Annotated in this window: 17 protein-coding genes; 13 read left to right on the top strand and 4 right to left on the bottom strand. The window is 62.9% G+C overall.

Translation table 11 applies throughout. The annotated features are described in order from the left end of the window. Window positions 1-58: 58 nt before the first annotated feature. Window positions 59-1,123 carry a class II fructose-bisphosphate aldolase gene (gene fba / locus MWN76_RS09885; RefSeq protein WP_250461243.1) on the top strand — a complete coding sequence of 355 codons (1,065 nt, stop codon included), beginning with the start codon at window positions 59-61 and terminating at the stop codon, window positions 1,121-1,123. A gap of 88 nt (window positions 1,124-1,211) precedes the next feature. Beyond that, window positions 1,212-2,195 carry an alpha/beta hydrolase gene (locus tag MWN76_RS09880; protein ID WP_250461242.1) on the top strand — a complete coding sequence of 328 codons (984 nt, stop codon included), beginning with the start codon at window positions 1,212-1,214 and terminating at the stop codon, window positions 2,193-2,195. 190 nt (window positions 2,196-2,385) lie between these two features. On the opposite strand, the gene rarD is transcribed toward MWN76_RS09880, so the two are convergent. Together rarD and serA are read right to left on the bottom strand one after the other, a co-directional pair. Further along, window positions 2,386-3,297 carry an EamA family transporter RarD gene (rarD, locus tag MWN76_RS09875; RefSeq protein ID WP_250461241.1) on the bottom strand — a complete coding sequence of 304 codons (912 nt, stop codon included), beginning with the start codon at window positions 3,295-3,297 and terminating at the stop codon, window positions 2,386-2,388. A 215-nt stretch (window positions 3,298-3,512) separates the two neighbouring features. After that, window positions 3,513-4,745: a phosphoglycerate dehydrogenase gene (serA, locus tag MWN76_RS09870; protein ID WP_250461240.1), complete on the bottom strand. Its 1,233-nt coding sequence runs from the start codon at window positions 4,743-4,745 to the stop codon at window positions 3,513-3,515. 323 nt (window positions 4,746-5,068) lie between these two features. On the opposite strand from serA, the gene MWN76_RS09865 reads away from it, so the two are divergent. From MWN76_RS09865 to MWN76_RS09815, 11 genes are all read left to right on the top strand, one after another. Continuing rightward, a complete protein-coding gene (locus tag MWN76_RS09865; RefSeq protein ID WP_250461239.1) occupies window positions 5,069-5,731 on the top strand; it encodes a fumarylacetoacetate hydrolase family protein in 663 nt (220 codons plus the stop codon). Between the two features lie 327 nt (window positions 5,732-6,058). Further along, window positions 6,059-6,595 carry an asparaginase gene (locus MWN76_RS09860; protein ID WP_250461238.1) on the top strand — a complete coding sequence of 179 codons (537 nt, stop codon included), beginning with the start codon at window positions 6,059-6,061 and terminating at the stop codon, window positions 6,593-6,595. A 176-nt stretch (window positions 6,596-6,771) separates the two neighbouring features. Further along, window positions 6,772-8,280 carry an aldehyde dehydrogenase gene (locus MWN76_RS09855; RefSeq protein ID WP_250461237.1) on the top strand — a complete coding sequence of 503 codons (1,509 nt, stop codon included), beginning with the start codon at window positions 6,772-6,774 and terminating at the stop codon, window positions 8,278-8,280. A gap of 239 nt (window positions 8,281-8,519) precedes the next feature. Beyond that, window positions 8,520-8,891, top strand: coding sequence for a hypothetical protein (locus tag MWN76_RS09850; protein ID WP_250461236.1), 372 nt, complete (start codon window positions 8,520-8,522; stop codon window positions 8,889-8,891). Then, window positions 8,863-10,110: a TonB family protein gene (locus MWN76_RS09845; protein ID WP_250461235.1), complete on the top strand. Its 1,248-nt coding sequence runs from the start codon at window positions 8,863-8,865 to the stop codon at window positions 10,108-10,110. Before MWN76_RS09850 ends, MWN76_RS09845 begins: the two co-directional genes overlap by 29 nt. 14 nt (window positions 10,111-10,124) lie before the next feature. Beyond that, a complete protein-coding gene (locus tag MWN76_RS09840) occupies window positions 10,125-10,436 on the top strand; it encodes a putative signal transducing protein (protein ID WP_250461234.1) in 312 nt (103 codons plus the stop codon). A gap of 6 nt (window positions 10,437-10,442) precedes the next feature. Next, window positions 10,443-10,847, top strand: a complete 405-nt coding sequence (locus tag MWN76_RS09835; RefSeq protein WP_250461233.1) for a VOC family protein — start codon at window positions 10,443-10,445, stop codon at window positions 10,845-10,847. 87 nt (window positions 10,848-10,934) lie between these two features. Next, window positions 10,935-11,657, top strand: a complete 723-nt coding sequence (locus MWN76_RS09830; RefSeq protein WP_250461232.1) for an SIMPL domain-containing protein — start codon at window positions 10,935-10,937, stop codon at window positions 11,655-11,657. Window positions 11,658-11,667: 10 nt separating this feature from the next. Continuing rightward, entirely contained in the window at window positions 11,668-11,976 is a 309-nt protein-coding gene (locus MWN76_RS09825) for a hypothetical protein (protein WP_250461231.1), read from the top strand. Between the two features lie 141 nt (window positions 11,977-12,117). After that, window positions 12,118-12,504, top strand: coding sequence for a SpoIIAA family protein (locus MWN76_RS09820; RefSeq protein ID WP_250461230.1), 387 nt, complete (start codon window positions 12,118-12,120; stop codon window positions 12,502-12,504). A 219-nt stretch (window positions 12,505-12,723) separates the two neighbouring features. Then, entirely contained in the window at window positions 12,724-13,494 is a 771-nt protein-coding gene (locus tag MWN76_RS09815) for a TerC family protein (RefSeq protein ID WP_250461229.1), read from the top strand. 54 nt (window positions 13,495-13,548) lie between these two features. On the opposite strand, the gene MWN76_RS09810 is transcribed toward MWN76_RS09815, so the two are convergent. Both MWN76_RS09810 and MWN76_RS09805 read right to left on the bottom strand, forming a co-directional pair. Continuing rightward, window positions 13,549-15,756, bottom strand: coding sequence for a serine hydrolase domain-containing protein (locus MWN76_RS09810; protein WP_250461228.1), 2,208 nt, complete (start codon window positions 15,754-15,756; stop codon window positions 13,549-13,551). A 342-nt stretch (window positions 15,757-16,098) separates the two neighbouring features. Next, window positions 16,099-16,458 carry a DUF1622 domain-containing protein gene (locus tag MWN76_RS09805; RefSeq protein WP_250461227.1) on the bottom strand — a complete coding sequence of 120 codons (360 nt, stop codon included), beginning with the start codon at window positions 16,456-16,458 and terminating at the stop codon, window positions 16,099-16,101. Between the last annotated feature and the right edge of the window lie 4 nt (window positions 16,459-16,462).

The raw sequence follows: 16,462 nt of genomic DNA, 5'->3' as shown, positions 1-16,462 counted from the left end.
CAAGATCGGGGAACCCATTCGGAAGAAGATGACAGTTAAGAAACCAAAGGTATAGCCCATGGCACTTATCAGCTTGCGCCAAATGCTGGATCACGCCGCCGAACACAACTACGGTGTGCCGGCATTCAACGTCAACAACCTGGAGCAGATGCGCGCGATCATGGAGGCGGCCCGGCAGACCGACTCGCCGGTGATCGTGCAGGCCTCCGCCGGCGCGCGCAAATACGCCGGCGCGCCGTTTCTGCGCCACCTGATCCTCGCCGCAATCGAGGAATTCCCGGAAATCCCGGTTGTCATGCACCAGGACCACGGCACCAGCCCCGCCTTGTGCCAGCGTTCCATCCAGCTGGGTTTCAGCTCGGTGATGATGGATGGCTCCCTGCAGGAGGACGGCAAGACCCCGGCCTCCTACGAGTACAACGTCGATGTGACACAGCGCGCGGTGGATATGGCCCACGCCTGCGGCGTATCGGTCGAGGGCGAACTGGGTTGCCTGGGCTCGCTGGAAACCGGTATGGCCGGCGAGGAAGACGGTGTCGGCGCCGAGGGCAAACTGTCCCACGACCAGCTGCTGACCGATCCGGAAGAGGCGGCGGATTTCGTCAAGAAAACCCAGGTGGACGCGCTGGCCATCGCCTGTGGCACCAGCCACGGCGCCTACAAGTTCACCCGCCCGCCCACCGGAGATATTCTCGCCATCGACCGCATCAAGGAAATCCACGCGCGTATCCCCGATACCCACCTGGTCATGCACGGCTCCTCCTCGGTGCCGCAGGAGTGGCTGAAGGTCATCAACGACTACGGCGGCGATATTCCGGAAACCTATGGCGTGCCGGTGGAACAGATCTGCGAGGGCATCAGGCACGGGGTGCGCAAGGTCAATATCGACACCGACCTGCGGCTGGCCTCCACCGGTGCCACCCGCCGCTTCCTGGCCATGAACCCGGCCGAGTTCGACCCGCGCAAATTCCTCAAGGTGCAGATGCAGGCCATGAAGGAAATCTGCGTGGCCCGCTACGAGGCCTTCGGCACTGCCGGCAACGCCAGCAAAATCCGCCCGGTGAGCCTGGAAACCATGTCCCAGCGCTACGAATCCGGCGAGCTGGTGCCGCAGATAAAATAGCACCGGATCCCGGAACCGCGGAGCGCCAGCTCCGCCCCGGGACCCCCCTCCCCACCACCGTCAATAAAAATGCAGTACCATTGAGCCAATGGACCTACTGCAAGATATCACCACCGTCGAACACAGCCCGGTACTGAAAAGACCGGACTATTCTGCCCTGCGCGAACAGCTGCCGGCGCTGGACTTCAGTGCCGCCGACGAGGGCCCGCTACTGCCTGCGCTGCAGGAATACCGCAACTACTACGACCTGCAGTTCCCGCTGGCCAGCAGGACCGGCGTGGGTACATTCACCGCGGCGGGTTTCGAGCTGGTGGCCCAGTACTGGCTGGTGGACAGGCCGCGCGGCACCCTGTTTATCTGCCACGGCTATTTCGACCACACCGGCATCTACGGCGCGGCGGTGCGCTTTGGCCTGGAGCGCCACCTCAACGTCGTCATCTTCGATTTCCCGGGCCACGGCCTGTCCAGCGGCGAGCCGGTGGCCATCGATACCTTCCTGCAGTACCGCCAGGTGCTCGATGCGCTGTTGCAGATTGCCCGCGACAGACTGCCCGGCCCCTGGCACGCCCTCGGCCAGAGCACCGGCGGCGCGGCGCTGCTGGCCTACCTGCAATACAGCTGCTGGCAGCCGTTCGACAAGGTCTTCCTGCTGGCGCCGCTGATCCGCCCGGCGCGCTGGCATATCCGCAAATGGATGTTCTACCTGGGGCGTTTCTTCCTGATGGCCCCCAACCGCGGTTTCAATATCAATACCCACGACGCCGAGTTCGCCCGCCGCCAGGCGCACCGCGACCCGCTGCAGTCGCCGGTGATGTCGATGCGCTGGCTGGGGGCGATGGTGGACTGGCTGAAGACTTTCCCCAAAACGGCCAAAAACCCCAAACCGGTCCTGGTGGTGCAGGGCACAGGCGACGAGACGGTTTCCTGGCGCTACAACATGCGCGCGATCCGCAGTCGCTTCCCCAACAGCAAGCGGGTGATCGTGCGCGGGGCGCGGCACCAGATGATCAACGAGACGCAGCCGTACCGGCACCAGATCCTGAAGGCGCTGGATGACTGGTTGAATACCTAGTGGGCCGCTCGCAAAGTTAGGTAACAGTTCACTTCGCCAAATCGCCCAGCTCTGCGTTGAGAAAGCTTGAAATAACGCTGCTATTCCAGCGCTTTCTCGCCTTGATCTGAACGATTTGGCTGTGCTCCTTTGTTACCGAACTTTACAAGCGGCCCACTAGTGGGCCCGGGGCCCGGCGTTCCCGGCGCAGTCAGACCACCGCCTTCCTCTGCAAGCGCATCTTCCTGCGCTGCGCCAGCGCATCCACGGTATAGATCGCCAGCGCCACCCAGACAAAGCCGAAGGTCACCAGCTTGCCCTCGCCAAACGGCTCGCCGAACAGGAAAGTGGCGATCAACAGCATCAGTGTCGGCGCCAGGTATTGCAGGAAGCCGACGGTGGACAGGTTCAGCCGGCGCGCGGCGATATTGAACAGCAGCAGTGGTGTCAGCGTAATCGGGCCGGTCAGCAACAGCAGGCCATTCAGTTGCCAGCTGTTGTTCAGCAGGTTACTGCTGGGGCTGGCGCTCCACAGCAGGAAGCCCAGTGCCAGTGGCAGCATGTACAGGGTCTCGATCGCCAGGCCGGTGAGGCTCTCCACCGGTGCGCGCTTACGCACCAGGCCGTAGAGACCGAAGGAGCAGGCCAGGAACAGCGACACCACCGGTACCCGCCCGAACTGCCACAGCTCGTGGCCGATCCCCACCGCCGCCAGGGCCACCGCGATCCACTGCAGCCGCCGCAGCCGCTCGCCCAGCACCAGCACGCCCAGCAGCACATTGATCAGCGGGTTGATGTAGTAACCGAGGCTGGCGTCCAGCAGGTGCGCATTGGTGATGGACCAGATGAACACCAGCCAGTTGCTGCCGATCAGCAGTGTCGACAGCGCCAGGGTGCGCATCTTTCCGGCATCGCGCAGGGTGGCGGTGAAATCGGAAAACTTGCCGATCAACAGCAGTATCCCCAGTGCCAGCAGCAGCGACCAGATACTGCGGTGGGCGAGAATCTCCGGCGCGGTGATTTCATCCAGCAGTTTGAAGTACAGCGGCGCCAGTCCCCAGAAGAGGAAAGCGGAAACACCGGCGAGCAGGCCGGCTGTAGCGGATTCATCTCGATTTTGCACGGTGACTCGCAGGTTCGGGCGGGAGGGAGAGCGAAGCGGACGCCCCGCTGTCGCGTGGTGCGAATTCTACGGGGAAATTACAGGAAAGTCAGGTGTAGCCCGGATGAAGGCGCGCAGCGCCGGAATCCGGGAGGTTGGTGGGGGTATGTGCACACCGAGCTTCCCGGATTCCGCTGCGCGCCATCCGGGCTACCGGTGAAGCGGTGGCAGGAGGTTCAGAACAGCACCCGGCAGCGCAGCGTGCCGTCGACGTTCTTCAGCTTCTCCAGTGCCAGGTCCGAGTACTCCGCATCCACATCGATCACCACGTAGCCCAGGGTCTCGTTGGTCTGCAGGAACTGCGCGGAGATGTTGATGCCGTTTTCCGAGAACACCTGGTTGATCGCGCTCAGCACGCCGGGGATATTCCGATGGATATGCAGCAGCCGGTGTGCGCCGACGTGACCCGGCAGGGCCACCTCGGGGAAGTTGACCGAGCTGGTGGTGGTGCCGTTGTCGGAGTAGAGCGCCAGCTTGTCGGATACCTCGACACCGATATTCTCCTGCGCCTCCACCGTGGAGCCGCCGATATGCGGCGTCAGCAGCGCGTTGTCGAGCCCGCGCAGCGGCGACAGGAACTCGTCGTCGTTGCCGCGCGGCTCCACCGGGAATACGTCGATGGCCGTGCCGGCCAGGTTGCCGCTCTTCAGCGCCTCCGCCAGCGCGTCGATATCCACCACGGTGCCGCGGGAGGCGTTCAGCAGGATGGCGCCCGGCTTCATTTTGCCGATCTGCTCCGCGCCCATCATCATCTTGGTGGACGGGGTCTCCGGTACGTGCAGGGAGACCACGTCCGCCTGCGCCAGCAGTTCGTCCAGCGAGCCCACCTGGCTGGCGTTGCCCAGCGGCAGCTTGGTGATCACATCGAAAAAGATCACCCGCATGCCCAGGGCTTCCGCCAGCACGGATACCTGCGAGCCGATCGCGCCGTAGCCGACGATACCCAGCGTCTTGCCGCGGGCCTCGAAGGAGCCCCTGGCGGATTTCTGCCAGCCGCCGCGGTGGCAGACGGTATTCTTCTCCGGAATACCGCGCAGCGTCAGGATCGTCTCGGCCACGATCAGTTCGGCCACGCTGCGGGTGTTGGAATAGGGGGCGTTGAACACGGCGATGCCGAGTTCGGTGGCCGCCTTCAGGTCCACCTGGTTGGTGCCGATGCAGAAACAGCCGATGGCGATCAGCTTGGGCGCATTTTCCAGTACCCGGCGGGTCAGTTGGGTGCGCGAGCGAATGCCGACGAAGTGGGCATCGGCGATCTTCTCGATCAGCTCCTCTTCCGGCAGCGACGTCTTCAGGTGCTCCACATTGGTGTAGCCGCGGGAGGCGAGCAGGTCGACGGCGGTCTGGTGAACGCCTTCCAGCAGCAGGATGCGGATCTTGTCTTTTTGCAGGGAGGTTTGTGGAGCCATAAACTATCTCTTCACTGAGCGCCAGTAACGCGATGTGTATGCGTCGATTCGGGTTGAGTCACTTCGTTGAGGACGCCGGGATTCCGGCGAAGGCGCGATCATACCACAAGCGGCCTGTGGCGCTTTATTCGAAATGCCTATCCTAACCATCGAAATCAGTTATGAAGCCACTGCAAAGTTACTGCGCGTGCGCCTGGCGGCGTCCGGCGGTGCTGGTGCGCCAGCCCGGTCGAAATGCTCATGTACTGAAGTACACTCCGCTTTTTCCGCTCCGGCGGCCACCACCAGCCACCCGCTCGCTACGCTTTTCAGAGGCTTCATAAATGTACCGACACCAGTTCACCTGCGGCACCGCCACCGACCTGCAACCGGGCAAGATTGTCTGCGTCGGCCGCAACTACGCCGCCCACGCCGCCGAGATGAACAGCCCGGTGCCCGACGAGCCGCTGCTGTTCATCAAGCCCGCCACCGCCGCGGTGCCGATGGCCGAGCCGTTGCACCTGCCGCCGAACCGCGGCAGCTGTCATTTCGAGGGCGAGCTGGCACTGCTGGTCGGCGATACCCTGAGCGGCGCCAATGCCGGCGATGTACCCGCCGCCATTGCCGGGCTGGGCCTGGCGCTGGACCTGACCCTGCGTGACCTGCAGCGGCAGCTGAAAAACGACGGCCACCCGTGGGAGAAATCCAAGGGCTTCGACGGCGCCTGCCCGCTGTCGCCGTTCGTGAAACTGGACTGGACGCCGGACTGGGACGGCCTCACCTATACATTGTGGCTGAACGGCGAGGTGCGCCAGCGGGGCAAGAGCGCGCACATGCTGACACCGATCCTGGACCTGGTGGCCTATGTCAGCAGCCACTTCACGCTGCAGCCCGGCGATGTGGTGCTGACCGGCACACCCGCCGGCGTGGGGGAACTGCTGCACGGCGATCGGCTGGCGATGCAGCTGGAGGACGACTGGTTGCGGGTGGAGACGACCGTGGCCTGACGCCTTCACCATGCCGGACCCGATCGGGCCCCCGGGAACGCCGGGTGGAAACCGGGCTTCGGCACTGGATCCCGGATCGAGTCCGGGATGACGGCAAGAGCTTCTATATCGCCATGCCGGACCTGATCCGGCATCCAGCGCAGTGGCTCCCAAGGCCGGAATCCGGCTCGGGATCTGGATCCCGGATCAAGTCCGGGATGACGATGGCACTCGATATTGCCGCTACCCTTTCACCGCACTATGATGCCGCCGGCCCCACCGGGCCGCCAACGCGAACCGCGCCCAAAAGGCGCCACGGCGCAGACAGATCTGAAACAGGCGACAGCGATGACCGAACTCAATCCCATCACCACCATTCGCATCCTCACCACCGGCGGCACCATCGAGAAGAGCTACTGCGAGGCCGAGGGCACCCTGAAGAACCGCGCCTCTATTATTCGCGACGGCCTGATCGCCAGCCTGCGCCTGCCCTACACGCACCTGGAACTGGAGAGCGTGTTGAACAAGGATTCACTGGAGATGGACGACGGCGACCGCCAGCAGATCGCCGACGCCATCGCCGAGACCGCCAGCCAGGGCGAGCCGATTGTGGTGCTGCACGGTACCGACACCATGTCCGTCACCGCCGACTACTGCTTCGCGCAGCTCGGCACACCGGCGGTGCCGGTGGTCTTTACCGGCGCCATGAAGCCCATGGGCTTTATCGATTCGGACGCGCGCCAGAATGTCACCGAGGCACTGTTGGCGGCGCGCCTGGTGCAGCCCGGCTTCTATATCGCCTTCCACAACCGCGTCTTCCCGATTCCCGGCGCGCGCAAGAATCGCGACACGGGCACCTTTGAGGCCATTGGCAATGCGCAATAATCAGGGAACATGCGTAGCCCGGATGGAGCGAAGCGGAATCCGGGATTTTCCGCCCGGATTCCATCGCAGCGCGCCTCCATTCGGGCTGGATTCTGATACCCTTTGATTTGTGATCACATTTTCAGTATAAACTGAATAATGCTTCAGTTTTAACTCAATCCCAGTAGAGGTGTGCCATGCCGGAACAGAACAAGACCCCACAATCCCTGCAGGAATGGCAGGACCTGGCCGCCACCCTCGAGATCGAGGGCCGCGCCTTTATCAACGGCGACTATGTGGATGCCCTGTCCGGCGCCACCCGCCCCAACGTCAGTCCCGCCGACGGCACTGAGCTGGCGCAGGTGGCCAGCTGCGGCCCGGAGGATGCCGAGCGGGCGGTCAAGGTGGCGCGAGAGGCCTTCGAGTCCGGCGTCTGGTCGAAGATGCCGCCGATGGAGCGCAAGAAGATCATGGTGCGCTTCGCCGAGCTGATCGAGGAAAATATCAACGAGGTGGCGCTGCTGGAGAGCCTCGATGCCGGCAAGCCGATCGGCGACACCATGAATGTCGATGTGCCCGGTGCGGCCACCACCATCCGCTGGAGTGGCGAGGCGGTGGACAAGATCTACGACGAGGTGGCGCCCACCGGCCCGGATGACCTGGCGCTGATCCAGCGCATGCCGCTGGGGGTGGTGGCCGCCATCGTGCCGTGGAATTTCCCGCTGTCCACCACCGCCTGGAAACTGGGCCCGGCGCTGGCCACCGGCAACAGCGTGATCCTGAAGCCGGCCTCCAACACGCCGCTGACGGCGCTGAAACTGGCCGGGCTGGCCAGGCAGGCCGGCCTGCCGAACGGCGTGCTGAACGTGCTGCCGGGCCCCGGCTCCAGCCTGGGCAAGGCACTGGGCCTGCATATGGATATCGACTGCCTGACCTTCACCGGCTCCACCGAAGTGGGCAAGACCCTGACCGAGTACTCCGGCCAGTCCAACCTGAAGCGCACCTTCCTCGAGCTGGGTGGCAAGAGCCCCAATATCGTCTTCGCCGATGCCGACCTGGACAAGGCCGCCGAGGCCGCGGCGCTGGCGGTGTTCTACAACCAGGGCGAAACCTGCACCGCCGGCACCCGCCTGCTGGTGGAGAAGGGCATCGCCGCGGAGTTTATCCAGAAGGTCAAGAAGGCCGCCGAGGTGTTCAAGCCCGGCCACCCGCAGGACCCGAATACGCGCATGGGGGCGCTGATCGACCAGAGCCAGTTCGATACGGTCGAGTTCTACGTCGCCAAAGGCCTGGAGCAGGGGGCACAGCTGGTCTGCGGCGGCCAGCCGGCGGATGCCGTTTCCGGTGGTCACTACTACGAGCCCACCATATTCAGCGGCGTGACCGGCGAGATGACCATTTCCCGCGAGGAGATCTTCGGGCCGGTATTGTCGGTGCTGGAGTTCGACAGTGAAGACGAGGCGGTACAGATTGCCAACGATTCCATCTACGGCCTGGCCGCCGCCGTCTGGAGCAGGGACATCGGCCGGGCCCACCGCGTGGCCCGGGATATCCGCGCCGGCTCCGTGTGGATCAACAACTACTTCGGTGGCGATATCACCGTGCCCTTCGGCGGCTTCAAGCAGTCCGGCAACGGCCGCGACAAGTCGCTGCACGCGCTGGATAAATACTGCGAACTGAAATCCACCTGGATCGATATCCGCTGAGGCAATGGGGCCGGATCCGGCCCCTGCGTTTTATCGGGGCCGCAATCGCGGCCCTTTTTTGTATCCGGCCGCGATACATTCTTGCCAATACCTGCCGGTCAATGGCGCCGGATTCCGTTTTCGTCTATACCTGAAGTAATCCCCCCGTTTGGATGAACCTGGCGACAGACTGCTCTGAGCTCTGAATTGGCGGGCCCCCGGGCCCGCCACTTTTTGTGGTATATGGATGGAGTGCGGTCATGAATTCCCATCGTTGTCTTTTCCCGGTGCTGCTGCTGATCGCTATCGGCAGCGGCGGCGTCCATGCCGCTGTTGCGGTGGATACCGCGCTCACCTTTCGGCAAATCGAACACTTTCTCGGTGCGCCCGCAAAAGCCGGTGATGAAAAACACTGGATCGAGCTGAAAGTGGGGTGCGGCGATTACGTGACCGCCGGCCAGCAACTGGCGGTACAGCGGAATGCCGCGGGCGAAATCGTGCAGGAGTACACCGCCCGCGCCCCGGGCCGGGTGCGGATGGTCGCACGGGGCGCCCAGGGGGCGCCGGTCCTCGAGATCAATACCCTGTCGGAAAGCACCGCCTGTGCCGGCGGGGACTGCGCCGCGCACTGACCGCCTGTCGCTTGAGTCGCCCGCCAATACTGATACCCTGACGGCTGGATTGACGGTCGCAATGTGCGGCCGAAAGCTGGAAGGGACCGCAGGAAGGGACTACAGGAAGGGGCAGAGAATGAACAAAAAAGACCGATGGATGGGGTTCCGGGTATTACTGTGCCTGCTGATCTGTATTCCGCTGTCGGCCTCGGCCGGTGAGCTGGGGGATCGCTTTCAGGATTACCAGAAGGCGCTTGAGAGCGATGACAGGGGGCGGATCGTCGAAGCCGCCGAGGCCGTTTACAGGGTCGCGGAGAAGCTGCCCGAAGCCAACAAGAATTTCGCCGCTGCAGCCCTGAATTACGGCAAAGCGCTCATCGCCACAAACGACTGGCGCAGGGCCGGGGTCTACCTGAAAAAGTCCCTCGCGAGCTATGAAAAAATTTATGGAGAGAGAAGTACACAATCAATAGATGTTCTATTGGAACTCGCCAGGGCGAGGGCCGGGGATGTCGGCCATTCGCAGCGCTGGCGCTATCGCCGCTATATTGGTGACGCGCTGGAAATTGCCGCGGAACGGGAGGGGGAGGACTCCGCTCTCCACTCGATTGTCAGCCTAGAGGCCGGCAAGATAGCATTGGATTCCGCCGCCGATCCACGGGCGAAAGAATATCTGCAGGACGCCTACACGGCCTTCAGTGGCCCCTGGAAAAACTCCCAGCTCAACCATTTTTACTCGGCCTTTTACCTGGGGAAGTATTACCTGGCGCGGAACCGGTATGATGAGGCCGAGCCCATGCTGCTGGAGGCGCTGGACCTGGCTGAAGTCAAAGGCAGCAAGGCGAGCCCCCTGGAACTGACAACCCGTGCTTTCCTGGTCGAGGTCTATGAGGAGATGGAGCAACCGGAGAAGTCCATCGCCCAGTGTCGCGCTATCGGCAAGGCGAGGCCCTTCGATATGAACCGGGAGCCGGAGCCCATATTCAGCCGGCGCCTGGAATACCCCAGAATGGCGCTGGACAGCCACCGTGAAGGCTACGCCGTTGCACGTTTCACCATTTCAGATACTGGATTTGCCGAGGATATTGAAATCCTCGATACGGAGGGGTCCTCCGGTTTCGGCAGGGCTGCCATCAAGTATCTCGAACAGGCGCGCTATGCGCCCAGATATGTCGGTGGTGAGCCCGTTGGCACGCCCGACCGTAAAATGAAATTCCAGTTTAATATGGCCGAGTAATCGATGCCGAAGCCATGAAACTGATTTTCACCCACGAAAACCGCCTGCTGGTAGAGCTGGCCAAGAGCAAGCTCGAGGTGGCCGGTATCCCCGTATTCCTGAAAAATGAATTCGCCCAGGGCGGTTCCGGAGACCTGGCCCCGCACCAGACCTGGCCGGAACTGTGGCTGGAGCGCGAGCGGGACTTCGAGCGTGCGCGTCAGCTGCTGCGCGAGGACAACGCCGGGCAGAGCGCCTGGCGCTGTGCGAGCTGCGGCGAGGAGAACGGCGCGGCCTTCGATTACTGCTGGAACTGCCAGCAGTCCAGACCCGCGGGGCGGGCGTAAATCGCCATGCAGTTTCTGATCAATATCGATGTCGACAACCTGGACCGCGCGATCGCATTCTATCGCGACGCTTTTGGCCTTCGCGTCGGCCGCCGTCTCGGTGCCGGCGCCGTGGAGATGCTGGGCGGCAGCGCGCCCATGTACCTGCTGGAGAATGCCGCTGGCACACCGGCGGCGGGTTCCGCGTCGCAGGCGCGCCGCTACGAGCGCCACTGGACACCGCTGCACCTGGATATGGTGGTGGACGATGTGGAAGCGGCGGTGGAAAAGGCGGTTGCCGCCGGAGCAACGCTGGAATCGGAAATCCGGGTCAACAAATGGGGTGCCATCGCCGGTCTCTGCGACCCTTTCGGCCACGGCTTCTGCCTGCTGGAATTCCGCGGCCGCGGCTACGACGAAATCTGCACCTGATATCGACAGGGTTCAGGCACGGTTAAGGCGTGGAGGGCGAACATTGCGGTGTTCGCCCTTTTTGCTTGGGAAAGGAAAACGGATTCGATGACGAAAGTAAAGAATAACCTCGCCGCCCTGCTGCTCGGCGCCGGCATACTGCTGGGGCTGGTCGCGCTGGGTATCCTGATGGGCAGCGCCGTGGACAAGTTCAAGGGCTACGAGCGCACCGTGACGGTCAAGGGGCTGGCGGAGCGGGAAGTGCCGGCGGATATCGTGATCTGGCCGATCCAGTTCACCGCCGCCAGCAACGACCTGTCGGACCTCTACGCCGATATCGCCGCCAGCAGCGAGCGCATCAAGCGCTTCCTGGGCGAGCAGGGGATCGCCGCCACTGCGGTCTCGGTATCGATGCCGGCGGTCACGGACAAGTCCGCGCAGCAGTACGGCGGCGGCCAGCGACCGGAGTTCCGCTACACCGCGCTGCAGACGGTGACCGTCTATTCAGGCCAGGTGGACAAGGTGCGCGCGGCCATGGACAGGCTGGCGGAGCTGGGGCGCGAGGGCATCGCCTTTTCCCAGAACAACTACCAGGGCCAGACCGAATACATTTTTACCGGATTGAACCAACTCAAGCCGCAGATGGTCGAACAGGCCACCGTGGAGGCGCGACGGGTGGCACAGAAGTTTGCCGAGGATTCCGATAGCGTACTGGGCAAGATCCGGCGCGCTTCCCAGGGCCAGTTCAGTATCCGCGACCGGGACAAGAACAACCCGCACATCAAGAAGGTGCGCGTGGTGTCCACGATCGAATACTATCTATCAGACTGAGGACGGCAGTATGTACAGATCGATCATTGCCAGCGGGCTCGCCGCACTGTTGCTTCTGCCGGCCGCGGGCGTGCTGGCCAAGCCCGGCAAGGAGCTGCCCCCGGGGCTGCAGAAGAAAGCCGAACGCGGTGGCGAACTGCCGCCGGGCTGGCAGAAAAAGCTGGAGGTCGGCACCGTGCTGGACCACGACATCTACCGCCACGGCGTGATTGTCAAGCCGGTGGACAAGCACGGCATCGTGACGATCAGTATCGAGGGGGAGCTGATCCGGCTGATGCATCACAGCCGCGAGATCGTGGAAATACTGCGCAGCCACTGAGTCCCCTTCCCGGCCGGTGCGGCGATTCCGCCGCGCCGGCGGCACTCCCCCCTTTTCCTCCCCCTCCGCTCATTGTTATAACCGGCAGCCCAGATTATAAATCCCGTATATTGCCGGGCCGCCCGGCCCGAGGAGTTGCAGATGAGCGTGCAGCGTCACGGCCTTTCCGTCGGTATGGAGCGCACCAACGGGGACTTTTTCCTCTCCGTGCGGGTGCGCGGCAAGCTGACCCACGGCGACTACCAGGCCATGGTGCCCATCCTGGAGTCAGCCATCGCCGGGGTGGACAATCCCAGGATCAATGTCTTTTTCGACGCGACCGAGCTCGATGGCTGGGAGGCGCGCGCCGCCTGGGACGACCTGAAGCTGGGCCTGAAGCACGGCCGTCAGTTCAACCGGGTGGCACTGGTGGGCAACCGCCGCTGGCAGGAGTTGTCCGCCAAGGTGGGCTCCTGGTTTATCGGTGGTGAGGCGCGTTTTTTCGAGGACGAGTCGGAGGCCATGGCCTGGCTGGAGGAAGCCGCATAGAATATCCGCGTGCACCGACTGGCTAGTGGTCCATGCGGAAAGTTTGGTGACTAAGGAGCACAGCCAAAGTGTTCAGATCAAGGCGAGAAAGCGCAGGAATAGTGGTTCTATTTCAAGCTTTCTCAACGCAGAGCTGGGCGCTTTGGCGACGCGAACAGTTACACAACTTCCCGCACAGCACATTAGATCCAATAACACTTCGCGGAAAAGGGATACTGTATGTTTGAGTGGGTGGCCAGCCCGGAAGCCTGGGTGGCGTTGGCGACGCTGGCAGCGCTGGAAATCGTCCTGGGTATCGACAATATCATCTTCATCTCCATTCTCGTCGGCCGGCTGCCGGAAAAGCAGCGCGAGCCGGCGCGCTTTATCGGCCTGGGGCTGGCGATGGTCACACGCCTGGCACTGCTGTTCTCCATCGTCTGGATCATGGGACTGGTGGAACCCTGGTTTACTGTATTCGGCATGGAGATCTCCGGGCGCGACATCATCCTGGTGGGCGGCGGCCTGTTCCTGCTGGCCAAGGCCACCCACGAGATCCACAACAGCCTGGAGGGGGCCGAGGGCGGCGAGACCTCGGTCGCCGCCGCGGGTTTCGGCATGGTGCTGTTGCAGATCGCGATCCTGGATATCGTCTTCTCGCTGGACTCGGTGATCACCGCCGTGGGCCTGGTGGATGAAATCTCGATCATGGCGGTGGCCATCGTGCTGGCGGTGATCGTGATGCTGGTGGCCGCCAAACCCATCGGTGATTTCGTCGATCGCCACCCGACGGTGAAAATGCTGGCGCTGAGTTTCCTGATCATGGTCGGCCTGACGCTGATCGTGGAAGGTTTCGACGTGCATGTGCCCAAGGGCTATATCTACTTCGCGATGGCGTTCTCGATGGGGGTGGAAATGCTCAACCTGCGGCTGCGCAGCAAGCGCGAGAAGCAGGCGCAGCCGGTGGAGCTGCACAAGCCCTATCGGGAAGACAGCGTGGAGCAGGGCTGATCCGGCCCGGATGTGAAGTGACGCTCCATCCGGGCCGGGGGCGAAAGATTCGCCCTACTGGCAGGCGCTGCGGATGCCGTGGGCCTGCTGCACCGCCTCCAGCCAGTAGTAGGTGTCGTTGTCGCTGAAGTAGTAATAGACGCTGTCATTCGGCAGTAACACCACACTGATACCGCCGAAACCGGACAGGAACGGGATCCACTGCGCGCCGCTGCAGCCATTCAAGCTCCCCGCCACATTGTGTGCCCAGAAACCGTTGTTGTAGCGGTAATCCGCCAACGGCACCGTGCCGGTATCCGCCGAGCGCTGCAGTGCCGCATCGAGCTGCGCGCTGTCCAGCAACTGCTGGCCGCCGATTTCCCCGTCATCGATACCGACAAAGCTGGTGATCTTGGCGATATCGTCCGGCAGCCAGATCAGCCCCCAGCCGGCGAACGGCTGCGCCACCGAGTCGTAGCTGCGCCGCGTGTATTGCCCGGTGGGGCCGACGCCGATCGGCTGCCACAGGTCCCCGACGATGGTATCGGTAAAAATATCGGCACTGCCGCCCTGTTGCTCCTGCAGGTAGGCATTCATCAGTGTACCGGCGATATAGGTATCGGAAGTGTGGTAGACCCACTGGCTGCCGGGTGGCGATTTGCGGGAATACTGGTTGCAGCTGTAGCTGATCTTGGATGCGTGGCTGTCCGCCAGGAACAGGTTATCGGTGTGGGTAGCGCCCTCGTCTTCCATGTAGGTGCTGCTGTCGTAATTGCCGGTGGCCATATCCAGCACATTGTCCAGCGTCACGTCGTTCCAGTTGCCACTGCTGCTACATTCGTCCACATCGCCGGCGACGATACGGTTGCGGATGCCGGGATACTGCTGTTCCAGCCGCATCATCGCCACGCCTGCGAACAGGGATTTGGCGGTGGAATAGGACGGTACGACCAGTGAATCGCAGTAGGGGTAGTCGCCGTTGCGGGTTGCACAGTCGCCGCGGTAGTGGGTGCCGTCGATCACGAACCCGGCGGTACTGACATGGCTGGCATCGGTACTGCCGGGGCTCTCGAATGCGGTGTAGTCGGTGCCCGGATAATCGATCGCCAGGGCCGACAGGGGTTTTGTGGGCATTCGGGCGGCCATCTCTGCCTGGTAATCCCCGATCAGCTGGTCCTGGCCGGCAATCGTCTGCGGCGTATAGCTGGCGGACAGCAGTCCCCACCAGTCCGCCTTGAAATACAGGCAGGTCTCACTGCTGATCTGGTAGGCCACTTTCGATACCGAGCCGTCCTCCCGGAACAGGAACGACATGACCCCGTTGTGCACACAGTTGGCGTTGCGCTGCTGCAGCGCGAATGGAATGGCCGCGCGGCTGTAGCCATTGTCGCCGTTCTCCTGCCAGACGCGCCCGGGTGTCAGTACGTATTCCCAATTCGGGTGACTGCTGGCAATGGAACCGCGCTCGAGCGGGAAAATATGGCTGCCGGTCTGCACGAACTGGAATTCGAACGGCGGCAGGTGCTTGCGGGGGCTGTCCGCCGCGCCGGTATAGTTGTAGGTGTCCACGTGCTCGGCAAAGCCGCCGCCGCTCGCCTCGCCGTCCAGTGCCAGGGTACCGGCGAAGGCGTGCTGCGGATGTGCCGCAGCGGCCGGCAGTGCATAGCCGGACAGGTTGATCCGCGAGCCGGGGGCGCTGCCGTTCATCAGCGTGCTGTAGCTGAGCAGAGTGCGGTTCACATTGCCGCTGCCGGTCAGTTCGTCGTAGTCGTCGTCATTGGAGCCGCCGCTGTCCACGTCGCCGGTGACCAGGATCTTGTCGCCGTAGCAGTAGTCGTAATAGTCGCCGACACCGGTGCGGTAGCGGATGCTCAGCGAGGCCCTGTTGTCTGCATTGATGGCGACACTGCCGGCAGAATAGAGCGCGCTGTCGTCCTGGCCGTCGACCAGCGTGATCGCGTTGACCCAGCTGTTGCCGCCGTCATTGGATACTTCCGCAACACAGCTGTCACCGGCTTCCAGCGCATGGGCGGAAATATCCAGGGAGATATTCACGTTCACGTGGCCCAGGGTGGAGAAGTCCAGCCTGGCTCGGCTGCCTGCGCCGCGCATACCCATCGAATAGTTGCCGTAATAGTAGTTGGAGTAGACGGTGCCGGTGGTATTCCAGCCGTTCAGGTCGCCATCCTGGAAATCGTCCGCAACCAGCGTGTCCGCCTGCAGTTGCGATGAGGCACAGGCACACAGCATTGTCACCAGGGCCAGGTGTTTCAGGGTTTTCATGGTGTCCCCCGTATCGGTTTTTATATTGATGATCGAAAAGGGGCCGGGGCCCCCGGTTCCCATCCCGTGAGAAATGGAGAAAGCGGGTGGCTCGGTGAATACGCCGGTATTTGCGGTCCACCGACGGACAGGAAAAGACTTTCGCCCGCCGTCGCGAGAGCGACCCGCCCTGAAATGGGGAGGGGGCGGGTCGCATTACACAGAGCCGCTGTAAAGATGCGATGGGAAGGACGTGCCTGTTAGCACCAATTTCAGGCGGTCGATTGGACCAGAAGCCGATTCCCAGGCCGGAAAAGGGAGCGGGGGGCAGCAAGGCGGCCGGCCGGGGACCGCGCCGGGTGTTCAGTTGTCGGTGCTTTCCCGGCGCTGCCAGGGCAGCTGACCGTCGATTTCGTATTGCAGCATCACGCTCAGGAAGGCGCGGATCAGGACGATCAGCGCCAGGATACCGACACTGGCAAGGGAGTCCGCGACGACCACGGTGCGGATGATATCGCCGGCAATCAGGAACTCGAGGCCGAGGATGATGGCGCGCCCCAGGTCCCGGCGAAAGACCCGGTAGGCCTCTCCGGACGCCAGCCGTCGATAGCTGCGCAGGAACTGCGAGGTGGTGACGAAGGAGCCGATCAGCACCACCAGCACACCGAAGGACTCGATGGCGTAGCCGGTAATTTTGATCAGCTCGAGAAAATCCCTTTCCATACTG

Origin of the sequence: Microbulbifer litoralis (assembly GCF_023634065.1) — a bacterium.
Taxonomy (GTDB): Bacteria; Pseudomonadota; Gammaproteobacteria; order Pseudomonadales; family Cellvibrionaceae; genus Microbulbifer; species Microbulbifer litoralis.
The sequence above is the reverse complement of the archived record's forward strand: the minus strand, read 5'-3'. Positions and strand labels throughout refer to the sequence as shown.